We start from the raw sequence: 19,233 nt of genomic DNA on the forward strand, positions 1-19,233 counted from the left end.
GCCCGATGGTCAGGGTCTCGCGGCGTCCGTTGAGACGGTAGTCATAGCGGAAGGTGACAGTACCGGCTGGCGATACCGTCACGTACATTCCATCTCTATCAGAAGCCTTGTAAGTCAATGACTTAGGCTTCAAGTTCCGCAGTGCGGTGTCGGTAAGCATCGAGGTATTCCTCCTGTTGCGTGACGGCTTTTACCGTCAAGGGCCAGGAGACCCGTCGATGCCCGGAAAGCCGCATGAAACAAGCTTTCCAGGGAAGCGTTTTACCGTCAAAGACCGATTTGGTCTCAATAGTAAACGGGAGGGTCTTAATCCGCCCCCCGGTTCTTACCGTCAGTTTTATCGTCAACCCATTCTGCTGGCCGACGATAGTCACCGATAGCTTTCGCAACGCATTCTTTTAAAAATCAATACGTTACAGAAGTTTTTCGATAGCTGGCGATAGTCCCCGAAAGACGTCAATTCACTCCCACTCAATCGTCGCCGGTGGTTTTCCGCTGATGTCGTAGACCACGCGCGAGACGCCGCGCAGCTCGTTGATGATGCGGTTGGACACGGTGCCGAGAAAGTCATACGGCAGGTGCGCCCAGTGCGCGGTCATGAAGTCGATAGTTTCGACCGCGCGCAGAGCAATGACCCATTCGTAAGCACGCGCATCACCCACCACACCCACCGACTTCACCGGCAAGAACACCGCGAAGGCTTGGCTGGTTTTGTCGTACAGATCGGCCTTGCGCAGCTCTTCGATGAAGATTGCATCGGCCTTGGCCAGCAGTTCCGCGTATTCGGGCTTCACTTCACCCAAGATGCGCACACCAAGGCCGGGGCCGGGGAACGGGTGGCGATAGACCATCGTGCGCGGCAGCCCAAGTTCGACACCGAGCCTACGCACTTCATCTTTGAACAGTTCGCGCAGCGGCTCTACCAGCCCCAGCTTCATGTCTTCGGGCAAACCGCCGACATTGTGGTGGCTCTTGATGACGTGGGCCTTGCCGGTCTTACTACCGGCCGATTCGATCACATCGGGGTAGATGGTGCCTTGCGCCAACCACTTAGCATTTTTCAGCTTATTGGATTCTTCATCGAAAATTTCGATAAAGAGATTGCCGATAATTTTACGTTTGGCTTCCGGGTCGGTAACACCTTTGAGTTTGTCGAAATAGCGCTGCGCGGCGTTCACGCGCACTACTTTGACCCCCATATTCTCGGCCATCATCTGCATGACCTGATCGCCTTCTTGGAAGCGCAGCAGGCCGGTATCGACGAACACACACGTGAGTTGTGTACCGATGGCACGATGCAACAGCGCGGCGACTACCGAGGAATCGACCCCACCGGACAGACCGAGAATGACCTCATCGCTGCCCACTTGTTCGCGCACGCGGGCGATCTGGTCTTCAATAATATGCGCAGGCGTCCACAGCGTGGCGCAACCACAGATATCTACCGCAAAGCGACGCAGTAGAGCTTCGCCCGCAGCCGTATGGGTGACCTCAGGATGGAACTGCACGCCGTAAATTTTCTTCGCATCGTTGGCGAAGGCGGCAATGCCAAGGCGATCGGTGTTGGCGGTAACGGTGAATCCTTCCGGCGCGGCGGAAACGTGGTCGCCGTGGCTCATCCACACGTTACGCAGCGCGTCACTGGTGGCCACCGGGGCCAGCAGCGCATCATTGGCGATGATATTGAGCGCGGCGTGGCCGAACTCGCGCTGGTTGCCCGCTTCGGTGGCGCCACCAAGCTGCTTAGCCAGCGTCTGCATGCCGTAGCAGATCCCCAAGATCGGCACGCCCGCATCGAACACTTGTTGCGGCGCGGCCGGGCAACCGACTTCGGTTGTGGACTCTGGCCCACCCGACAAGATGATGCCTTTGGCACCGAATGCGGCGATCTCGTCTGGGTTGTGATCCCAAGCCCAGATTTCGCAGTACACGCCGATCTCGCGGATACGGCGGGCGATCAGTTGGGTGTACTGCGCGCCGAAGTCGAGGATGAGGATCTTGTCGGAATGGATATTGCTCATACGCGGTAGTTCGGCGGCTCTTTGGTGATTTGGACGTCGTGAACGTGGCTTTCGCGCTGACCTGCGCCGGTGACCTTTACAAATTGCGGCTGTTTGCGCATTTCTTCAATCGTGCCGCAGCCCACATAGCCCATGGTGGCGCGCAGGCCGCCCATCAGTTGATGCACCACGCCCGACAGCGGCCCACGCACCGGCACGCGGCCTTCGATGCCTTCTGGCACCAATTTGTCGGCATCGGAGGCGTCTTGGAAGTAGCGGTCTTTGCTGCCCTTTTCCATCGCACCCAAGCTGCCCATACCGCGATAGCTCTTATAGCTGCGGCCTTGGAACAACTCGATCTCACCCGGAGATTCTTCAGTACCCGCCAGCAGGCCACCGATCATTACGCTGGAGGCACCCGCCACCAACGCTTTACCAATATCACCCGAGTAGCGAATGCCACCGTCGGCGATCAACGGAATACGGTCTTGCAGCGCACTGGCCACCATATCAATGGCGGTGATTTGCGGCACGCCCACACCGGCCACGATACGCGTGGTGCAGATCGAACCGGGGCCAACGCCCACCTTCACCGCGTCGGCACCGGCATCCATCAGCGCCAGCGCAGCGTCGCCAGTCACGATATTGCCACCGATCACCTGCACCTGCGGGTAGCGTTTCTTCACCCAAGCCACGCGCTCGATCACGCCTTGCGAATGGCCGTGCGCGGTATCCACCACGATCACATCCACACCAGCCGCCACCAGCGCGTCAACACGCTTTTCGGTATCACCGCCAACGCCCACTGCCGCGCCTACCAATAGGCGCTCATGCGTGTCATACGCTGCATTGGGGTTGTCGGATTTTTTCTGAATATCTTTAACGGTGATCAGGCCACGTAGTTCGAAGTCATCGTTGACCACCAGCACTTTTTCGATGCGGTGCTTATGCAGCAGACCCATCACTTCGTCATCGCTGGCGCCCTCTTTCACCGTCACCAAGTTATCGCGCTTGGTCATGACGTGGCGCACCGGATCGTCGAGCTTCTTTTCAAAGCGCATATCGCGCCCGGTCACAATACCCACGAGGTGGCCGCTTTCATCCACCACCGGCACGCCGGAGATATTGCGCGCGCGGGTGAGTTTCAAGACTTCACCAATACTGGTTTCCGGCCCCACCGTGAACGGACGGCGAATGACGCCCGATTCAAAGGTTTTCACCCATTCCACCTGCGCGGCTTGCGCTTCGGCGGTCATGTTTTTATGGATGATGGAAATGCCGCCCAGCTGCGCCATCGCTACAGCGAGGCGCGCTTCACTCACCGTATCCATGGCCGCAGAGGCAATAGGCAGGCGAATGCGCAGGTCACGGGTGAGACGCGTTTCCAGTGATACCTGATTCGGTAAAACGATGGAATGCGCGGGAACGAGAGAAACGTCGTCGTACGTCAGTGCTTCAGCCTGAATGCGGAGCATCGGCAGTCCCAAGAGGAAGTGGGGAAGCGCGGCATTATATCACGCGATCTGCCAGCTCCGCTGCTTCAAGTGTGTTCTGCATTAAGGTAGCCACAGTCATTGGCCCCACCCCGCCCGGTACCGGCGTGATCCAACTAGCGCGCTTGGCGGCCTCATCAAACCCTACATCGCCCACGAGGCGGCCATCGTCCAAACGGTTGATGCCCACATCAATCACCACCGCACCGGGCTTGACCCACTCCCCCGGAATCAAGCCGGGCTTACCGGCGGCTACCACCAAAATATCAGCTTCGCCGACGTGGCGTTTGAGCACGTCCATCGGGGTGAATTTATGGCAGCTGGTGACGGTGCACCCGGCAATTAAAAGCTCCTGCCCCATCGGCCGGCCGACGTGGTTGGACACGCCCACAATGGTGGCGCTCTGCCCGCGCACAGGGCGATCGGTCCATGCCAGCAGCGTAGTGATTCCGCGCGGCGTGCACGGGCGCAGGCCAAACTGACGCAGCGCAAGATGGCCCACGTTTTCCGGGTGAAAGCCGTCCACGTCTTTGTTCGGGTGAATGCGTTCGATCAGCGCGGTGGCATCGCTAATCCCGGGCAGAGGCAATTGCACCAAAATGCCGTGTACATCCGGGTTGGCGTTGAGCGAGTCGATCAGTGTTAGCAGTTCGGCTTCGGTGGTTCCGGCTGGCAAGGTGTAGTCGAAAGCCTGAATGCCCACCTTCTCCGCTGCACGCTTTTTGTTGCGCACATACACCGCCGAGGCGGGGTCTTCCCCTACCAATACCACCGCTAAACCTGGGCGCGTCTTGCCAGCGGCCAAGCGCGCATCCACCTGCGCTTTCAGGCTATCAAGCAGTTCATCGGCAATACGTTTTCCATCCAGAATCTTGGCAGTCATGCAGGTCACGCGGTACGGTAGTGCGCGTATTATCGCTCAATCTGTGCCTTGCATTGGGCTTTGCGTGGGCGGCGGCAAAGTGCCTTCCGCTGGGCAACGCGGCACACCCGAACCCAGCACGCAGTTAATGCAGCAGGTTGGCGCTGTAGGCGGCTGTAGCAGGCTACCAGGCGGCGTGACCGGGCCAATTGCGGCCAGCTCCGCTTGTGATTTGAGTTTGAGCACGGCCACCCAATCTTGCCGGTTAAAGCTGCAGATCTCTGGCATCTCAGGTGAACACACGGGGTCAGCATTCGTGCGCTGCGGCAGCCCCCATAAGCGCTGCTGCGCATTGACCGGCAACAGGCGCATCGTGACCGCCTGCTGCACATTGCCACCAATGGCGTAGGCCATCCCATCGTGAACCCCCACCACCACATCGCAGTGCATCGGTAGGCCGGTGTTTTTACGGTCTTGCAATACCTTCAACACGCCTGCAGAGCCAAACACCTGCGCGCTGCGCGCATAGCACACAAGATCGCCCATGCTGAGCGATGTGGTCAATAAGTCGGCGTAGCGGTAGGGGTTCTTGCCACTATCTTTGAACGCGGCGCGCACATAGTCGAAATGGCTGGCCGAGCTGGTAAACCCGGGCACCCCCGCACGTTGTTCGGCCCAGCTAATAAACGCGGCAGACCACGGGTTATCAATTACAAAGCCCCTGCAGCCCAGCCCCGGATAAGCCGCGCTCATCGCCGCATAAGTACAGTCGCTCGCGCCCGACTTGAATGCCAACTGCCCCAGCAGCCCGCTGGAATACCAGTAAAACGCCACGCGTCGCCACGGCGCGCCGCCGTCTTTCAGGCCGCTGCCTTCCGCCTCGTACACACTGGCGCTGGCCATGCGGCCATTTTGGTCGATAAACGGGCGATTCCAGCGCAGGTATTCATCACACGCTACCGCTGCAAGGCGGGTGGCTACCTGCGCATCGCTTTGCTGCTGCGCCAGCGCAACGCAAGGGTCGGCCGCAGCCGCGCGCCCGGCCCATAGCAGCAAGCTGAAAAGACTAATGCGAAGTAAGCAACGCGTCCAAGCGTAAGTCGACATCAAGCGGTCCTTGAGCATTCAGAAGGGCTATGTATCCACATAGCGCCCTTCGGTGCAAGCTCTAAGAGGCGAGTCGACGCGTAGTTAGCTGCGTTTGACGTGGCGCATCAAGCGGCGTTTCTTCGCCACTTGGCGCTCGCTGAGCTCATTCTTACGCCCCTCGTAGGGGTTTGCGCCTTCTTTGAAAATAAACCGCACCGGCGTACCCACCAGCTTGAAGCGCTTGCGGAAGAAGTTTTCCAGATAGCGGTGGTAGGTTGGGCTGAGCGTTTTCAGGCGGCTGCCATGCACCACAAAGGTAGGTGGGCTTTCACCACCCGGGTGGCAGAAGCGCAGCTTGGCCACATGCCCGCGCACCACTGGCGGCGGGTTAGCGGTATAGGCCGCCTCAAGCGCACGCGTCACCTCTGAAGTACCCAGCGGTTTGGTCGCAGAGGCGTGGGCGCGATGTACTGCTTTGAACAATTCGCGCAGACCTGAGCCGTGCAGCGCCGAGATGCGTACGTTTTCCGCCCATTCCACAAAATTGAGCTTACGAGACAGCAGTGCTTCGGCCTGCTGGCGCTCATAGTCGGTGCGGCCGTCCCATTTATTGAGCGCAATCACCAAGGCGCGGCCAGCATCTAGAATTGCTCCCAGTACGGTGGCATCTTGGTCGGTCACGCCTTCGCTAGCGTCGAGCAAGAGCACCGCCACTTGGCATTGCTCGATCGCCTGCAGGGTTTTCACCGCAGAAAACTTTTCAACCGCCTCTTCCACCTTAGAACGGCGGCGCAAGCCTGCGGTGTCGATCAACCGGTACTTGCGGCCATCACGCTCCAGATCTACCGCGATTGAATCGCGGGTAGTCCCTGGAACGTCGGAAGCGATCATGCGCTCTTCGCCCAAGATGCGGTTCACCAGCGTGGATTTACCCACATTGGGGCGGCCCACAAAAGCCACGCGCACACGCTCGGGGTCATCGTCCAGCACCTCGGCCGCGCCTTCTTCCGGCAGCAGCGACACGGCCTTGGCCAGTAACTCGTCCAAGCCTGTGCGGTGTGCACTGGAAACGGGCAAGACGTTAGAAAAACCGTAGCGCGCAAACTCGGCCATGGCCGCACGCACGTCGATACCGTCGGTTTTATTGACAATCAGCAGAGCGCGCTTATCCAGCTTACGCAGCCAGCGCAAAATATCGTCATCCAGTGCCGATGCGCCTTCGCGGCCATCGACCACGAACAAGATAACATCGGCTTCTTCTGCAGCCGCACGCGACTGCTTCGCCGTTGCCCCAGCAAGCCCTGTATCTTCACCGGCAATGCCGCCCGTATCCACCAGTACAAAGGGGCGCTGTTCGTTCAAACGGCATACGCCGTAATTACGATCACGCGTAACGCCGGGCGCATCGTGTACCAATGCGTCGCGGCTGCGCGTTAGCGCATTGAACAGGGTGGATTTACCGACGTTCGGACGGCCCACCAAAGCAACTAAGGGAAGCATGCATCAAACCTTTTCAGCGAATGCTTACTGCAGCGCGAACGCCGACAGCTTGCCCTCATTATTTTGCACAATCACGATGTTGTCGGCCGATACCGGCTTACCCACAATGACACCGCCCAGCTTACTACGCGCAGCAAAGGCACCGTCATTCAGGCGCAGCCAGTGCAACACGCCTTCGTAATCACCGACCACCGCGTAGTCGCCCTGCACCGCAGGCGCGGTGACGCCGCGGTTCAATAGACCAGGCTGCTGCCAGAGGCTGCCGCCGCTGTTTTTATCCAAACCGAACACATTGCCGTCTTTGTCGGTAACAACAACAGCCGAATTGCTCAGACTTGCGCCGCGCGCGCCGCCGTGATCACTATTCCACATGATCTGCCCTGAAGGCCCGTCGATGGCAACCGTGTGATTTTTATAGCTCGAGGCATACAGCGTCGTGCCGTCCAGCGCCGGAGCTGCATCCACGTCGGCCATGCGCTCCAATTCGGTGCGCCCATCGGGTTCGGCCACAGGCGTTGTCCACAGCACATTGCCGTCGTTCATATTCATCGCAGTGAGGCTGCCATTGTCGCCGCCGACAAACAAAATGCCGGGGCCAAGCGTAATGCCGCCGGTACCGCGCACGGTCAGCGCGGGCACTTCGACACTATGGAACCAGCGGCGCTCACCTGTGTTGGAATCAAACGCTGTCACGCGGCCGTCGTTGGAATGCACAAACACCATGCCATTCCCAATCGCTGGTGCAGACAGCACTTCGTTATTGACTTTAGCCGTCCACTTCTCGCTGCCGTCAGAGGCATCCAGCGCAATCACTTCGCCCTCAAGCCCACCAACCACCACCAAGCCTTCACCCACACCCGGCCCGCCGCTGATGCGTGCCTTGGAGGGATACGTCCACACCGTCGCACCTGAATGCAGATCCAGTGCGGTAACGCCGCCATCGACGGCGGCCGCAAAGACATGATCGCCGTTGATCACCGGATGCTGGCCAATGCCAAGCAGTTTTTCACCCTTACCAACGGATACCGTCCACAGTTTGCTGACACTAGCAACTGGGGTGAACTCCACCAACTTGGCAGGCTCGCCGGTTTTATCTTTCTTCTTCCCGCCGAACAGGTTTTTGACGCTGCTGCAGCCAGTGACCAAGGTCACCGAAATAATGGCCGTTGCCAGCAGTTTGGCGGTAGTGTGCATACGTGCTCCCGTCATTAGCCCTGCTCCCCGCTATGCGGCGGTGTGCCGCCTGCTTCCACCAGTTTCATTGCAATCAAGCGGTGCTGAGGTGATGCCACATCCACCAGCGCCAGCGCTTTGCGGTAGGACTCCTGCGCCTTGTCGCGCTGCCCTAGCGCAAACTGCGCATCGCCGCGCACGTCAAGCATGGCCGCGTCGCGCTCGTCGGTCAGCAGCGGCAGCGCTTCTTTGGCCTTACCTGTGTCAATCAGCAGGCGCGCGAGGCGCTGCTGCACCACGGGGCCCAAATCGCCATCCACATTTTTCAAACCGCGCAGCGTTTTGATCGCATCCTGCGGCTTATCGGCATCCACCTGAGACTTCGCCAGCTCCAGTGCGGCAAGCGTACCCAGCGTGCTGTTTTGCTGGTCAATTTGCGCAATCACGGCCTGCGCTTTATCTGGTGCCACCTTGCCTTCAGCAATGGCTTCCACCGCTGCAGAATAATTTGCACTGGCCTGCATGCTGCCTTGCAGGTGCTTGCTCTGCCACCACTGCCAGCCCGCAATCACCGCCATACCTAGCACAACACCACCAATCAAACCAGGCGCATTGGCCTTCAGCCAGCTGCGTACCTGTTCACTTTGTTCGTGGTCGTTCATTACTTCGTCGAGTGCCATACTGCCTCTCGCCCGCTTTGAAAGCAGGAGCCGTTAATTCATAGAAATTGTTAATTTTTGCTTGAGAAGCGGCAAATGTCAGTCTGCCGCTACAAGCGAACCGTCGGAGGATACAGTAAAGCGGGCGACATTCGTATGTGCTTTGGCAGAAACCTGCACCGGCCCGTTCCGATCTTCTAGGGTGACGGCAGGCAGATTGCCCACCTTGATTCGCTGCACCTGAGCCGCCGGATAGCGGCGCAGATCCCCTTCCGAAAGCAGCCCTTTTTCAAGAATGCTGCCGTCTTGAGCGATCACTTCTAACCATGTTTTGTCACTGGCGCGCAGGACAATGTCGGTCGATTTTGCGACAGGCGCTGGCGCTGCCGCAGCAACCGGTGCCATCGAGGCCACCAGCGTTTGCGGCGGTGCGGGCTGCGCTGCCGCCTTGCGTAATTCAGCCTGATCGACCGGCGTATCGAGCGCGGCCACGGTGCCTACATCGCGCGAAAGGTGCTGCTGGGTGGCGACCCAAGCAGGGATGGCCAAAGACAACGTGAGCACGATATACACCAAACGCCGCCCCAGCTGCTCGGCCCACCACTGCAATTTAGGGGTGTGCACGCGGCTGACCAATTTGGCCGGCTCCACCGGAGCCACCGGCAGCGCGTCCATCATGGTAGTTGTAGCTAGCCCCAACAGGCGCGAGTAGCTACGCACCTGCCCACGCACAAATACTGGTGCGCCTAAACGGCTCCAGTCTTCATCCTCAAGTGATTTCACCACCCGCGCCGGCATTTTTAGCCGACTGGCCACATCGTCCAGCGACAGGCCCGCCGCTTCACGCGCGCGGCGCAAACGATCGCCGCAACCGGCGAACTCCTGATGATTCTGTTGGGAATGTGGCGTGGCGGTCATTGCGGGGTTGGCTGCACCGTAGCTGAACCGGAGGAAAGAGTACGAATACGTGAAAGATAGCGCGAAGCGGACACGTTGTCGCCTAGTTTTTGCTCAATTTCTGCCGCAAGTTGCAAACCAGTGACATCGGTGGGCGTTTCTGCCAGCCAGCGTTCAGCAAACGCACGGGCTTCGAAGTAGTTTTTTTGCCCCACCATAAGCTGCGCCATCCCCGCTAACGCCGCTAATTGCTTGGGCTGCAGGTCTAGCGCCTTGCGCCAATAAGCCTCGGCTTGCGCCGATTGCCCGGTTTGGCTGGCACAGTTCCCCGCATTTACCAGAGGAACGATTGGCGAAGCGTAATTCACGTCGAGAAGCGCCCAGTTGAACCACTCCAACGACTCCGCTGCGCGCCCATTCGTGCACAGCCAGTTGCCGTAGTTAGTGGCATAGGCCCCGGTTTGCGGCGATGTATCGACAGCCTTTTTCAAAAACGCCCCAGCTTGGCGTTGATCGCCGCGCGCTTGGGCAATGAGCCCTAGCAGCGTGTTGGCATCGGCGGAACCGGGCTGCATCTTGAGTGCGCTATGGGCCAAGGTTTCGGCCTGCTGCAAATCACCGCTTTGGTACAGATCGCTGGCTGAAATCAACAGCATCTTCGGGTCTTGGCCGTGCGTCCCCTTTTTGCCACTGACATCGTAGCTGGGCGCCACTTGGGTATAGCCGCGCACTTTGGCGCTCGGCCGAATTAACGTCAAACGCTCCATCGCCGAGCAGCCGGAGAGCAGCACCACCAGAGCACCCAACCACAACCAAGCTTTACCCTGCACGCACTCCTCCTTGGGACTCCTGCCGCTTGCGAATGGTGGCGGAACGCCGCGTGCGGTCGGCCACTTGGCCTTTCAACTGCCCGCAGGCGGCGTCGATATCGTCACCACGGGTGCGCCGCACCGGCGCGATCATGCCCGCGTTATTGAGCAATTTTTGGAACGAACGAATGGTGACGTCGTCCGGGCGCCGGAACTGCGTCCCCGGGAACGGGTTGAACGGAATCAGGTTGATCTTGGCCGCGTCTTTCATCTGCACACGGCGGTCAAAATCTTTCATTAGCGCGACAAGTGCGCGGGCGTGCTCTGGCTGATCGTTGACCCCCTTCATCAGGGTGTATTCAAACGTCACCGACTCGCCCTTCTTGCGCAGCGCATAGCGCACACAGGCATCCATTAGCTCGGCCAGCGGATACTTCTTATTGATTGGCATCAGCTGGGTGCGCAACTCATCGAACGGCGCGTGCAGCGATACCGCCAGCGACACGTCACTCTCCTGCGCTAGCCGGTCGATCTGCGGCACCATGCCCGCCGTGGACAGTGTGACGCGCTTATTCGCCAAGCCGTAACCAAGGTCATCACGCATGATGCTCATGGCGCGGACAACGTTATCGAAATTGGCCAGAGGCTCGCCCATGCCCATCATCACCACGTTGGTGAGGCGGCGCTGCTGATGCGGCACATTGCCTAGCGCACGCGCGGCCACCCACACTTGGCCAATGATCTCGGCGGTGGAAAGATTGCGATTAAAGCCCTGTGCGCCGGTGGAGCAGAACGAACAATTCAGCGCACAGCCCACTTGCGAGGACACGCACAGCGTGCCGCGCCCTTTATCGGGGATATATACCGTTTCAATGGCATTTTTGGCATCCATGCCGAGCAACCATTTCTGGGTGTCGTCATTGGATTTTTTTTCGAAGATGACCTGCGGCGCATGCACCACCGCGCGCGCTTCCAGCTTGCTGCGCAGGGCTTTGCCGAGGTCGGTCATCTCTGCAAAATCGGTGACGTAACGGTGGTGAATCCACTTCATCACCTGATGGGCGCGGAATTTCTTTTCGCCCAATTCTTCTTCAAAAAAACGCTCTAAGCGGGCGCGATCGAAGTCGAAAATATTCGTCAGGGGTACTGCGCCAGCTTGCGCCGACGCAGCCCCGGAAGCGACAGCATCCCCGTCTGCCGGAATGATCGTCAGGAAAGGGGCTTGCGTATCACTCATGGTCTTAACTTAACTCAGCGGTTGAAAACATCAGTTGCCGGGAAGAAATAGGCAATTTCAATCGCCGCATTTTCCAGCGAATCGGAGCCGTGCACGGCATTGGCGTCGATGCTATCGGCGAAGTCAGCGCGGATGGTGCCCGCCGCAGCTTCCTTCGGGTTGGTGGCGCCCATCAGCTCACGGTTCTTCAGCACCGCACCCTCGCCTTCTAGGGCTTGGATCATCACCGGGCCGGAGATCATAAAGTTGACCAGCGCAGCGAAGAACGGGCGCTCACGGTGCACCGCGTAGAAGCCTTCGGCTTCGGCCTTGGACAGGTGCGCCATCTTGGCGGCCACAACTTTCAGGCCAGCCTTTTCAAAACGCGAATAGATTTCACCGATCACGTTCTTGGCAACGGCATCGGGCTTGATGATGGAAAGTGTGCGCTCTAGCGCCATGGGAAAATCTCCGGAATTGGCGGGCGTCCTTGGCCGGATCACCCGAGGATAACAGAAAAAACCCGCGTACAGACGCGGGTTTGGCCGATATGGCTGGAGCTAATTCTACCTGTTTCACGGGGCGTAAGCACACTCCGCGCTAAACCTTGTTGACGGCTTGGCCGTTTCAGCCGTAATCTCAAACAATCGTTTGATTGAAGGTCGCGTATGGAAAACAAACATTTTTCAACCAAAGACCGCATCCTGCACGCCGCAGAAGACCTGTTCGCCCAGCAGGGCTTTGCTGCCACGTCGCTGCGCCAAGTGACCAGCCTTGCCGACGTCAATATCGCCGCCGTCAACTACCACTTCGGCAGCAAAGACAATTTAATCAACGAGGTCTTTCGCCGCCGCATGGATGTAATGAGCCAGCAGCGCATGACCGCACTGCGCAAGGCCACAGAACACGCGCCAGGCCAGCTTGAACCAATTCTGGCGGCGTTCGTTGAACCAGCGCTTGCCATATCGCAAGACCGCAGCGGCGGCACTGCATTTATCCGTGTTATTGCGCGTGCTTACGCCGAAAGCAATGAAGGCTTACGTAAATTTCTATCCGATCAATACGGCTATGTGCTGCGGGAGTTTGCCAAGGCGATTACGCCCTGCGTGCCGACACTGAGCAAAGAAGAACTGTATTGGCGGCTGGATTTCCTTGCCGGTGCACTGACCTATGCCATGGCCGATTTTGGCCTAATTAAACGCCCATCCGGTACCACCGAAGCCGTCCACCGCCAGCGTGCGGCCAAGGCCCTGATTCAATTTGCTGCCGCTGGCTTCCAGGCCGACGCGGCGTAACTTCCTAGGAGAACGACTGATGACACAGAAACTACTTGTTCGCCGCGCTGCGGTGCTCGGTGCTGGGGTGATGGGCGCACAAATCGCCGCGCACCTGACCAATGCCGGTGTGGATACCGTGCTGTTTGACCTCGCCTCCAAAGAAGGCGCGCCAAACGGCGTCGTGCTCAAAGCGCTGGCCAATTTGGGCAAACTCAGCCCCGCGCCGCTGGCCAGTAAAGCTTTGGCGGATGTCATTACACCTGCCAATTACGACCACGACTTGGCGCTATTGAAGGACTGCGACCTCATCATCGAAGCCATCGCCGAGCGCATGGATTGGAAGCAAGACCTATACAAAAAGATTGCGCCCTTCGTGCCAGCGCACACCGTATTAGCCAGCAACACCTCCGGCCTTGGCATCAATACGCTGGCCAGCGTGCTGCCAGAAGAGCTGCGCCATCGTTTCTGCGGCGTGCACTTTTTCAACCCACCACGCTATATGCATCTGGCCGAACTTATCCCCGCCAACACCACCGATGCCAATGTGCTTGAGGGTTTGGAAACCTTCCTCACCACCACTCTCGGCAAGGGTGTGGTAATCGCCAAAGACACGCCCAACTTCATTGGCAACCGTATCGGTGTGTTCTCAATTCTTTCGGTCATCCACCATACCCACGCCTTTGGTCTTGGGTTCGATGAAGTGGACGCCCTCACCGGCCCACTGTTAGGCCGCCCGAAGTCGGCCACCTACCGTACATCCGACGTGGTGGGGCTGGACACGATGGCGCATGTCATCAAGACCATGGCCGACACCCTACCCAATGACCCGTGGCACGCATTTTTCCAAAGCCCGGTGTGGCTATCGGCGCTGATTGGCAAGGGTGCGCTGGGGCAGAAAACTGGCGCGGGGATTTTCCGTAAGGTTGGTAAGGACATCGTTGTACTGGACCTTGAAAAACAAGACTATCGCGCCGCCGACCGTGCCGCTGCGCCGGAAGTGGTGGAAATTCTCAAACTCAAAAATCCGGCAGAAAAATTCGCCAAACTACGCGCAAGCCAGCACCCGCAGGCACAGTTCCTGTGGGCCTGCTTCCGCGATCTGTTCCACTACAGCGCTTTCCACTTGGCTGACATTGCCAACACCGCACGCGATGTAGATTTGGCCATCCGTTGGGGCTACGGCTGGGCGCAGGGCCCATTTGAAACTTGGCAGTCGGCCGATTGGCAGCAGATTGCGCAGTGGATTTCCGAAGACATCGCTGCAGGCAAGAGCATGAGCACCGCGCCCTTGCCCGCGTGGGTCACCGACGGACGCAGCGGCGTGCATGCAGCAGAAGGCAGCTATAGCCCGTCGCACAATGCCCTGCAACCACGTTCGAATCTGCCGGTGTATCAGCGTCAGCGCTTCCCCGACCCGGTCTTGGGTGAACGCTTCGCGCCGGGCGAAACCGTATTTGAAAACGACGGCCTGCGCATGTGGCACGACGGCGACGATATCGCCGTGGTCAGCTTCAAAACCAAGATGCACACCGTCTCCGATGCTGTACTCGATGGCCTGCAGGAAGTGGTATCGCGCGCAGAGCGCGACTTTGCTGGCCTCGTATTGTGGCAGCCGAAAGAACCGTTCTCTGCGGGCGCCGATCTCGCCGGTGCGCTGGGGGCGTTGCAGGCGGGCAAGATCGCCGAATTTGAGGCGATGGTGGCCAACTTCCAAGCCACCAGCCAGCGCATCAAATATGCCCTCGTGCCGGTAGTAGCTGCTGTACGCGGCTTGGCGCTGGGCGGCGGTTGCGAGTTCCAAATGCACAGCGCAAAAACCGTGGCGCATTTGGAAAGCTACATTGGCCTTGTAGAAGCAGGTGTGGGCCTACTGCCGGCAGGCGGCGGCCTGAAAGAGTTTGCCGTGCGCGCCGCAGCGGCGGCCGGCCCCGGTGGTGACATATTTGCTGAACTCAAGAAAGTGTTTGAAACCGTGGCAATGGCCAAGGTCTCTAACTCGGCGGTCAATGCAAAAGAACTAGGACTGATGCGCGCCGGCGATAAGGTCACATTCAACGCCTATGAGCTGCTGCACACCGCCAAGGCCGAAGCACGTGCCTTGGCCGATGCGGGTTACCGCCCGCCGCTGCCTGCGCGCAAGATCGCGGTTGCCGGTGATGTGGGCATCGCTACGTTCAAGATGATGCTGGTCAATATGCTGGAAGGCCGTTTTATCAGCGACTACGACTACGAAATTGCCGAACGTATCGCCACTATTTTGTGCGGCGGCAAGATCGACCGCGGCGCGCTGGTGGATGAAGACTGGCTGCTCAAACTAGAACGGCAGCACTTCGTTGAGCTGGCGCAGCAAGAAAAAACGCAGGCGCGCATCGCGCACATGTTGAAGACGGGCAAACCTCTTCGCAACTAAGCCAACGCCCCGTCTAAACCTGTTTGGAGATTATCAATGAGCACTCAAATTCAAGACGCCTACATCGTTGCCGCCACCCGCACCCCTGTGGGCAAAGCGCCGCGCGGTGTGTTCCGCAACACCCGCCCCGACGACATGCTGGCCTTTGTGCTGAAGTCGGTGTTAGCGCAAGCCCCTAGCGTTGACCCCACACGCATTGGCGATGTGATCGTAGGCTGCGCCATGCCCGAAGCCGAGCAAGGCATGAACGTGGCGCGCATCGGTGCGCTGCTTGCGGGCCTGCCCAACTCGGTACCGGGCCAGACCATCAACCGTTTTTGCTCCTCTGGCTTGCAGGCCGTGGCACTGGCTGCAAATGAAATCCGTTTGGGTAATGCCGACCTCATGCTGGCCGGCGGTACCGAGTCGATGAGTATGGTGCCGATGATGGGACATAAGGTGGCGCTGGCACCGTCGGTATTTGATAACGACCACGTCAACATTGCTTATGGCATGGGTATTACCGCTGAAAAAGTAGCGGAAGAGTGGAAAATCAGCCGCGACGCGCAAGACACTTTCGCCCTTGCCTCACACCAAAAAGCGTTGGCCGCGCAAGCCGCGGGCGAATTCCGCGATGAGATTAGCCCGTATGAAGTCAATAGCCATCAACCCGACCTTGCGGGCAATACCATCCGCCTGAAAAAGTTGCTGGTGGAAAACGACGAAGGCCCGCGTCACGACACCTCGCTAGAAGGCCTCGGCAAGCTGCGTCCTGTATTCCGTAACGGCCAATTTGGCGGCAGCGTAACCGCTGGCAACTCATCACAAATGAGTGATGGTGCAGGTGCGGTGCTACTCGCGTCCGAACGCGCGGTGAAAGAATTTGGCCTCACCCCACTGGCGCGCTTTGTCAGCTTCAGTGTGGCAGGCGTGCGCCCGGAAGTGATGGGGATTGGCCCAATCGCTGCCATTCCCAAAGCATTGGCACAGGCCGGGATGACGCAAGATCAGTTGGATTGGATCGAACTCAACGAAGCCTTTGCTGCGCAATCGCTCGCGGTGATTCACGACTGCAAGCTCGACCCCAACAAGATCAACCCACTGGGCGGCGCCATTGCGCTGGGCCACCCGCTGGGTGCTACCGGCGCGGTGCGCACTGCCACGCTGGTACATGGCATGCGTCGCCGCAAACAGAAGTACGGCATGGTGACCATGTGTATTGGTACTGGCATGGGCGCTGCGGGGATTTTTGAGGCGCTGTAAGAACCGCTTAAAAGTTGGCCCAAGGCCACCAACCGCGGCCGGTCTGCGCATAGCGATCGGCCGCTTGTTCAAACCGGTTGCGGTAGCTCACGCCGCCGCACAACAGATACAAAGGCAGAAACAACACACCAAGCACCATATATTGATAGACATGGGCGCGTTCGTGGTCGGCCAAGATAATTGGGGCGTCTTGGCATAGCCCGGCGCGGTGCGCGTAGGTTGTGCATGCGCAGTCTAAATCTGCGCCGGTGTGCAAAATCACGTTTCCAAACGTGATCGCCCCACCCGGCCCCCATGGGAATTTCTGCACAACCAATGCGAAATCTTTGCGGCTAATTCGCGCCGTTGCCCCCATGGAAACTGCGGCGGCCGCAAGAAGCAGACCAAGGGCGCTCACAGGGAGCGCCCAAACCATGCCTAACGCCTGCAGTACACGCAAACCGAAAACAGGCATCACTTAGCGCGAACGCTTGCTTAGCCAGTCGTGGATCGTCTGCGGCACCTCTTTCTGCGCGCGGCCGGACACGTAAATGCCGATATGCCCGCCTTTGAACGACAGTTCGGTGTAGTCCTCGCTGCCTACGACATTACGCAGCGCACGCGAGGCATTCGGCGGCACCAAGTGATCTTGCTCGGCGTAGATATTCAAAATTGGCATATCCACCATGCCTAAATCAACCTCTTGTTCGCCGATGCGCACGCCACCGTTGATAAAGCGATTTTTCTGGAAGAACTGCTTACTGAATTCGCGGAATGCTTCACCGGCTTGATCGGGGGAATCGAAAATCCATTTCTCCATGCGCAAGAAATCTTCCATTGCTTTCTTGTCGTCCAAGATGTCCACCATGCCGACGTACTTCTGTGCAAACAGGCGCCATGGCTTCAGCATGAGGTAGGTGAAATTCATCATATCGGCAGGTACATTGCCGAGTGTATCCACCAACAAATCAACGTCGATTTCGCGGTTCCAATTCGACAGCATATTGTCTGGCGTATGGAAATCGACCGGCGTCACCATCGTGATCAAATTTTTGATTTTTTCAGGATGCAGCGCCGCATAGCACAGTGAAAATGCACCGCCTTGGCAGATACCCAATAGGTTGATGGCGGGAAGCCCACGCGCTTTGCGCAAATAGTCCACCGCGCCGCCAATAAAGCGCTCGATGTAGTCTTCAAGCGTGAGATAGCGGTCGGAGCGATCGGGATACCCCCAATCGATAATGTAAATATCTTCGCCGCGTGCAAGCAGGCCTTTTACAAGCGAACGGTCTTCCTGAAGGTCCACCATATAAGGGCGGTTGACCAGCGCATAGGAAATGAGAATCGGCACTTTTGCTGTGGCTGGGCGCTCGCCTTTGTAGCGGTACAGCACAACCTTGCCATCACGCCAAACCTCTTCACGCGGAGTGACGCCAAAATCCACGTCGTTCATCTCGCGCAAGGTATGCAACCCAGCGGTGAGTTTGCGCTGCAGCTTCTCGGTTTCTTCTGCCAGTGATTCTGCGGTGATATTGAGTGGCCCGTTCATCTCAACGCTTCCTCGTAGCTGACTTGTTTGCTGCTGACTTCAGCGCCTTTACTGCGGGCTTCACTGCCTTTTTAGCAACAGTTTTTTTGGCGGCAGTTTTTTTAATCACAGCCTTTTTTGCCGCAGCCTTTTTTACCACCACTTTGCTGGCTGCAGGCTTTGCCTGCGCGCGCGCAACGGGCGCTGGCGCGGCTTCCGTTTGGCCACGCTGCACGCGGCGCAGCTGGCGCTCTAATTCAGCAATTTTGCGGTGTGCGCTATCCAGTTCGGTTCGCCCCGGCATACCAAGCGTTTGCGCCGACTGTTCACCGATGGCCTGCGCGGCGGCGCGCAACTGCATTTGCGCGTTCGCAAGATCGCCAAACACATGCCGATACTCTTTGGAAAGCGCATTCTCAGCCCACGCTTCTTCGGCCGCATCCACCCACAGATCAAACAGCGCACGCACGCTGGTGATCTGCCGCCCCGGTTCTTCGCGTTCGGCTAATTTGAGTTCAAATACATCGAACGCATCTTTGGAAATTTTACTTAGCAAGGTGGCATAGGCATCCTGCGCTTCTTGCATGCGAATTTGCGCTTTGCCTAACGCCTGCAGTCGTTCTTGGTGCTCGCGTGCAAACCCAAATGCAGGAAGACCTAACGCGTTCATGGCCTCGCTGCGCATTCCAGCCAGCCACGGCGCGGTGGTTTCGCTCCACTGCATGAAATTTTCAAGACCCGGCCCGCGCATTCCCTGCAGCAAGCCATCAAATGGATGGCTCGTGCCAAACGCATCGCGCCAGGCCTGTGCTACGTCGCTTGCGCGATGATCGCGCCCGGCAAACTGCGCGGCCACCTGCTGCATTTGCGCAAACCAATCACGGCTTTGTCGGTTGAAGTGTTCTAAGACACCGCCAAACCCCGTTTGCCCGCCCGCCTGTCTCATCCAATCGTCTAGGCTACTGCGCACGCCCGACAAACCGCCTTCAAAACCCGTTTGCGGGGCTGCACCACGCAGCGCATCACCCCACAAGTCCCAGTACTGGCGCGCAAGCGCCGCAAAATCATTGGAAGCGTTGGCCATAGATCCTCCGTGAGT

18 protein-coding genes are annotated in these 19,233 nt (G+C 58.5%); 3 read left to right on the forward strand and 15 right to left on the reverse strand.

The annotated features are described in order from the left end of the window. From KUL77_RS10365 to ndk, 12 genes are all read right to left on the reverse strand, one after another. Positions 1 to 160: Arm DNA-binding domain-containing protein (locus tag KUL77_RS10365; protein WP_297146805.1), on the reverse strand; the 160-nt coding region annotated here is incomplete at its 3' end. Positions 161 to 461: 301 nt separating this feature from the next. Further along, positions 462 to 2,021 (reverse strand): glutamine-hydrolyzing GMP synthase, encoded by a 1,560-nt coding sequence (gene guaA, locus KUL77_RS10370; protein WP_297146691.1) that lies wholly within the window; start codon positions 2,019 to 2,021, stop codon positions 462 to 464. Then, on the reverse strand, positions 2,018 to 3,475 hold the full coding sequence (gene guaB / locus KUL77_RS10375) for an IMP dehydrogenase (RefSeq protein WP_297146693.1): 1,458 nt from the start codon (positions 3,473 to 3,475) through the stop codon (positions 2,018 to 2,020). The genes guaA and guaB overlap by 4 nt, the downstream gene beginning before the upstream one ends. A 34-nt stretch (positions 3,476 to 3,509) precedes the next feature. Further along, complete coding sequence (gene folD / locus KUL77_RS10380) at positions 3,510 to 4,376, reverse strand: bifunctional methylenetetrahydrofolate dehydrogenase/methenyltetrahydrofolate cyclohydrolase FolD (RefSeq protein WP_297146696.1); 867 nt, start codon at positions 4,374 to 4,376, stop codon at positions 3,510 to 3,512. A 36-nt stretch (positions 4,377 to 4,412) separates the two neighbouring features. Beyond that, the gene (locus tag KUL77_RS10385) at positions 4,413 to 5,462 is read right to left on the reverse strand and encodes a DUF2272 domain-containing protein (RefSeq protein ID WP_297146698.1); all 1,050 of its coding nucleotides are present in this window, start codon (positions 5,460 to 5,462) and stop codon (positions 4,413 to 4,415) included. A gap of 84 nt (positions 5,463 to 5,546) precedes the next feature. Then, on the reverse strand, positions 5,547 to 6,944 hold the full coding sequence (der, locus tag KUL77_RS10390; protein ID WP_297146702.1) for a ribosome biogenesis GTPase Der: 1,398 nt from the start codon (positions 6,942 to 6,944) through the stop codon (positions 5,547 to 5,549). A 24-nt stretch (positions 6,945 to 6,968) separates the two neighbouring features. Then, positions 6,969 to 8,138, reverse strand: coding sequence for an outer membrane protein assembly factor BamB (gene bamB, locus KUL77_RS10395; RefSeq protein WP_297146808.1), 1,170 nt, complete (start codon positions 8,136 to 8,138; stop codon positions 6,969 to 6,971). A gap of 14 nt (positions 8,139 to 8,152) precedes the next feature. Continuing rightward, positions 8,153 to 8,797, reverse strand: a complete 645-nt coding sequence (locus KUL77_RS10400; protein WP_297146705.1) for a tetratricopeptide repeat protein — start codon at positions 8,795 to 8,797, stop codon at positions 8,153 to 8,155. 78 nt (positions 8,798 to 8,875) lie between these two features. Next, positions 8,876 to 9,694, reverse strand: coding sequence for a helix-turn-helix domain-containing protein (locus tag KUL77_RS10405; RefSeq protein WP_297146708.1), 819 nt, complete (start codon positions 9,692 to 9,694; stop codon positions 8,876 to 8,878). Next, positions 9,691 to 10,503, reverse strand: a complete 813-nt coding sequence (locus KUL77_RS10410) for a tetratricopeptide repeat protein (RefSeq protein WP_297146710.1) — start codon at positions 10,501 to 10,503, stop codon at positions 9,691 to 9,693. The genes KUL77_RS10405 and KUL77_RS10410 overlap by 4 nt, the downstream gene beginning before the upstream one ends. Beyond that, complete coding sequence (gene rlmN / locus KUL77_RS10415; RefSeq protein WP_297146713.1) at positions 10,493 to 11,719, reverse strand: 23S rRNA (adenine(2503)-C(2))-methyltransferase RlmN; 1,227 nt, start codon at positions 11,717 to 11,719, stop codon at positions 10,493 to 10,495. The genes KUL77_RS10410 and rlmN overlap by 11 nt, the downstream gene beginning before the upstream one ends. A 14-nt stretch (positions 11,720 to 11,733) precedes the next feature. Then, the gene (gene ndk, locus KUL77_RS10420) at positions 11,734 to 12,159 is read right to left on the reverse strand and encodes a nucleoside-diphosphate kinase (RefSeq protein WP_297146716.1); all 426 of its coding nucleotides are present in this window, start codon (positions 12,157 to 12,159) and stop codon (positions 11,734 to 11,736) included. A gap of 207 nt (positions 12,160 to 12,366) precedes the next feature. Here ndk and KUL77_RS10425 point away from each other — a divergent pair, with 207 nt between their 5' ends. From KUL77_RS10425 to KUL77_RS10435, 3 genes are read left to right on the forward strand one after another with little or no spacing between them, the layout of a single operon-like run. Then, positions 12,367 to 12,993: a TetR/AcrR family transcriptional regulator gene (locus KUL77_RS10425; protein ID WP_297146718.1), complete on the forward strand. Its 627-nt coding sequence runs from the start codon at positions 12,367 to 12,369 to the stop codon at positions 12,991 to 12,993. A 19-nt stretch (positions 12,994 to 13,012) separates the two neighbouring features. After that, positions 13,013 to 15,385 carry a 3-hydroxyacyl-CoA dehydrogenase/enoyl-CoA hydratase family protein gene (locus tag KUL77_RS10430; protein WP_297146720.1) on the forward strand — a complete coding sequence of 791 codons (2,373 nt, stop codon included), beginning with the start codon at positions 13,013 to 13,015 and terminating at the stop codon, positions 15,383 to 15,385. A 36-nt stretch (positions 15,386 to 15,421) separates the two neighbouring features. Beyond that, a complete protein-coding gene (locus KUL77_RS10435) occupies positions 15,422 to 16,627 on the forward strand; it encodes an acetyl-CoA C-acyltransferase (RefSeq protein WP_297146723.1) in 1,206 nt (401 codons plus the stop codon). A 7-nt stretch (positions 16,628 to 16,634) separates the two neighbouring features. Here the strand turns inward: KUL77_RS10435 and KUL77_RS10440 are convergent, their stop codons facing one another. From KUL77_RS10440 to KUL77_RS10450, 3 genes are read right to left on the reverse strand one after another with little or no spacing between them, the layout of a single operon-like run. Further along, positions 16,635 to 17,081 (reverse strand): hypothetical protein, encoded by a 447-nt coding sequence (locus tag KUL77_RS10440; RefSeq protein ID WP_297146726.1) that lies wholly within the window; start codon positions 17,079 to 17,081, stop codon positions 16,635 to 16,637. 3 nt (positions 17,082 to 17,084) lie between these two features. Further along, on the reverse strand, positions 17,085 to 18,155 hold the full coding sequence (locus KUL77_RS10445; protein ID WP_297146729.1) for a class III poly(R)-hydroxyalkanoic acid synthase subunit PhaC: 1,071 nt from the start codon (positions 18,153 to 18,155) through the stop codon (positions 17,085 to 17,087). Position 18,156: 1 nt separating this feature from the next. Next, positions 18,157 to 19,218, reverse strand: a complete 1,062-nt coding sequence (locus KUL77_RS10450; protein ID WP_297146732.1) for a poly(R)-hydroxyalkanoic acid synthase subunit PhaE — start codon at positions 19,216 to 19,218, stop codon at positions 18,157 to 18,159. Between the last annotated feature and the right edge of the window lie 15 nt (positions 19,219 to 19,233).

It is taken from the genome of Thermomonas sp., from assembly GCF_019104945.1.
Taxonomy (GTDB): Bacteria; Pseudomonadota; Gammaproteobacteria; order Xanthomonadales; family Xanthomonadaceae; genus Thermomonas.

What these genes read in the sequence shown, in the direction of transcription:
- guaA (WP_297146691.1), bottom strand. Translation starts at nt 2,021, where the DNA reads ATGAGCAATATCCATTCCGACAAGATCCTCATCCTCGACTTCGGCGCG.
- guaB (WP_297146693.1), bottom strand. Translation starts at nt 3,475, where the DNA reads ATGCTCCGCATTCAGGCTGAAGCACTGACGTACGACGACGTTTCTCTC.
- folD (WP_297146696.1), bottom strand. Translation starts at nt 4,376, where the DNA reads ATGACTGCCAAGATTCTGGATGGAAAACGTATTGCCGATGAACTGCTT.
- KUL77_RS10385 (WP_297146698.1), bottom strand. Translation starts at nt 5,462, where the DNA reads ATGTCGACTTACGCTTGGACGCGTTGCTTACTTCGCATTAGTCTTTTC.
- der (WP_297146702.1), bottom strand. Translation starts at nt 6,944, where the DNA reads ATGCTTCCCTTAGTTGCTTTGGTGGGCCGTCCGAACGTCGGTAAATCC.
- bamB (WP_297146808.1), bottom strand. Translation starts at nt 8,138, where the DNA reads ATGCACACTACCGCCAAACTGCTGGCAACGGCCATTATTTCGGTGACC.
- KUL77_RS10400 (WP_297146705.1), bottom strand. Translation starts at nt 8,797, where the DNA reads ATGGCACTCGACGAAGTAATGAACGACCACGAACAAAGTGAACAGGTA.
- KUL77_RS10405 (WP_297146708.1), bottom strand. Translation starts at nt 9,694, where the DNA reads ATGACCGCCACGCCACATTCCCAACAGAATCATCAGGAGTTCGCCGGT.
- rlmN (WP_297146713.1), bottom strand. Translation starts at nt 11,719, where the DNA reads ATGAGTGATACGCAAGCCCCTTTCCTGACGATCATTCCGGCAGACGGG.
- ndk (WP_297146716.1), bottom strand. Translation starts at nt 12,159, where the DNA reads ATGGCGCTAGAGCGCACACTTTCCATCATCAAGCCCGATGCCGTTGCC.
- KUL77_RS10425 (WP_297146718.1), top strand. Translation starts at nt 12,367, where the DNA reads ATGGAAAACAAACATTTTTCAACCAAAGACCGCATCCTGCACGCCGCA.
- KUL77_RS10430 (WP_297146720.1), top strand. Translation starts at nt 13,013, where the DNA reads ATGACACAGAAACTACTTGTTCGCCGCGCTGCGGTGCTCGGTGCTGGG.
- KUL77_RS10435 (WP_297146723.1), top strand. Translation starts at nt 15,422, where the DNA reads ATGAGCACTCAAATTCAAGACGCCTACATCGTTGCCGCCACCCGCACC.
- KUL77_RS10440 (WP_297146726.1), bottom strand. Translation starts at nt 17,081, where the DNA reads ATGCCTGTTTTCGGTTTGCGTGTACTGCAGGCGTTAGGCATGGTTTGG.
- KUL77_RS10445 (WP_297146729.1), bottom strand. Translation starts at nt 18,155, where the DNA reads ATGAACGGGCCACTCAATATCACCGCAGAATCACTGGCAGAAGAAACC.
- KUL77_RS10450 (WP_297146732.1), bottom strand. Translation starts at nt 19,218, where the DNA reads ATGGCCAACGCTTCCAATGATTTTGCGGCGCTTGCGCGCCAGTACTGG.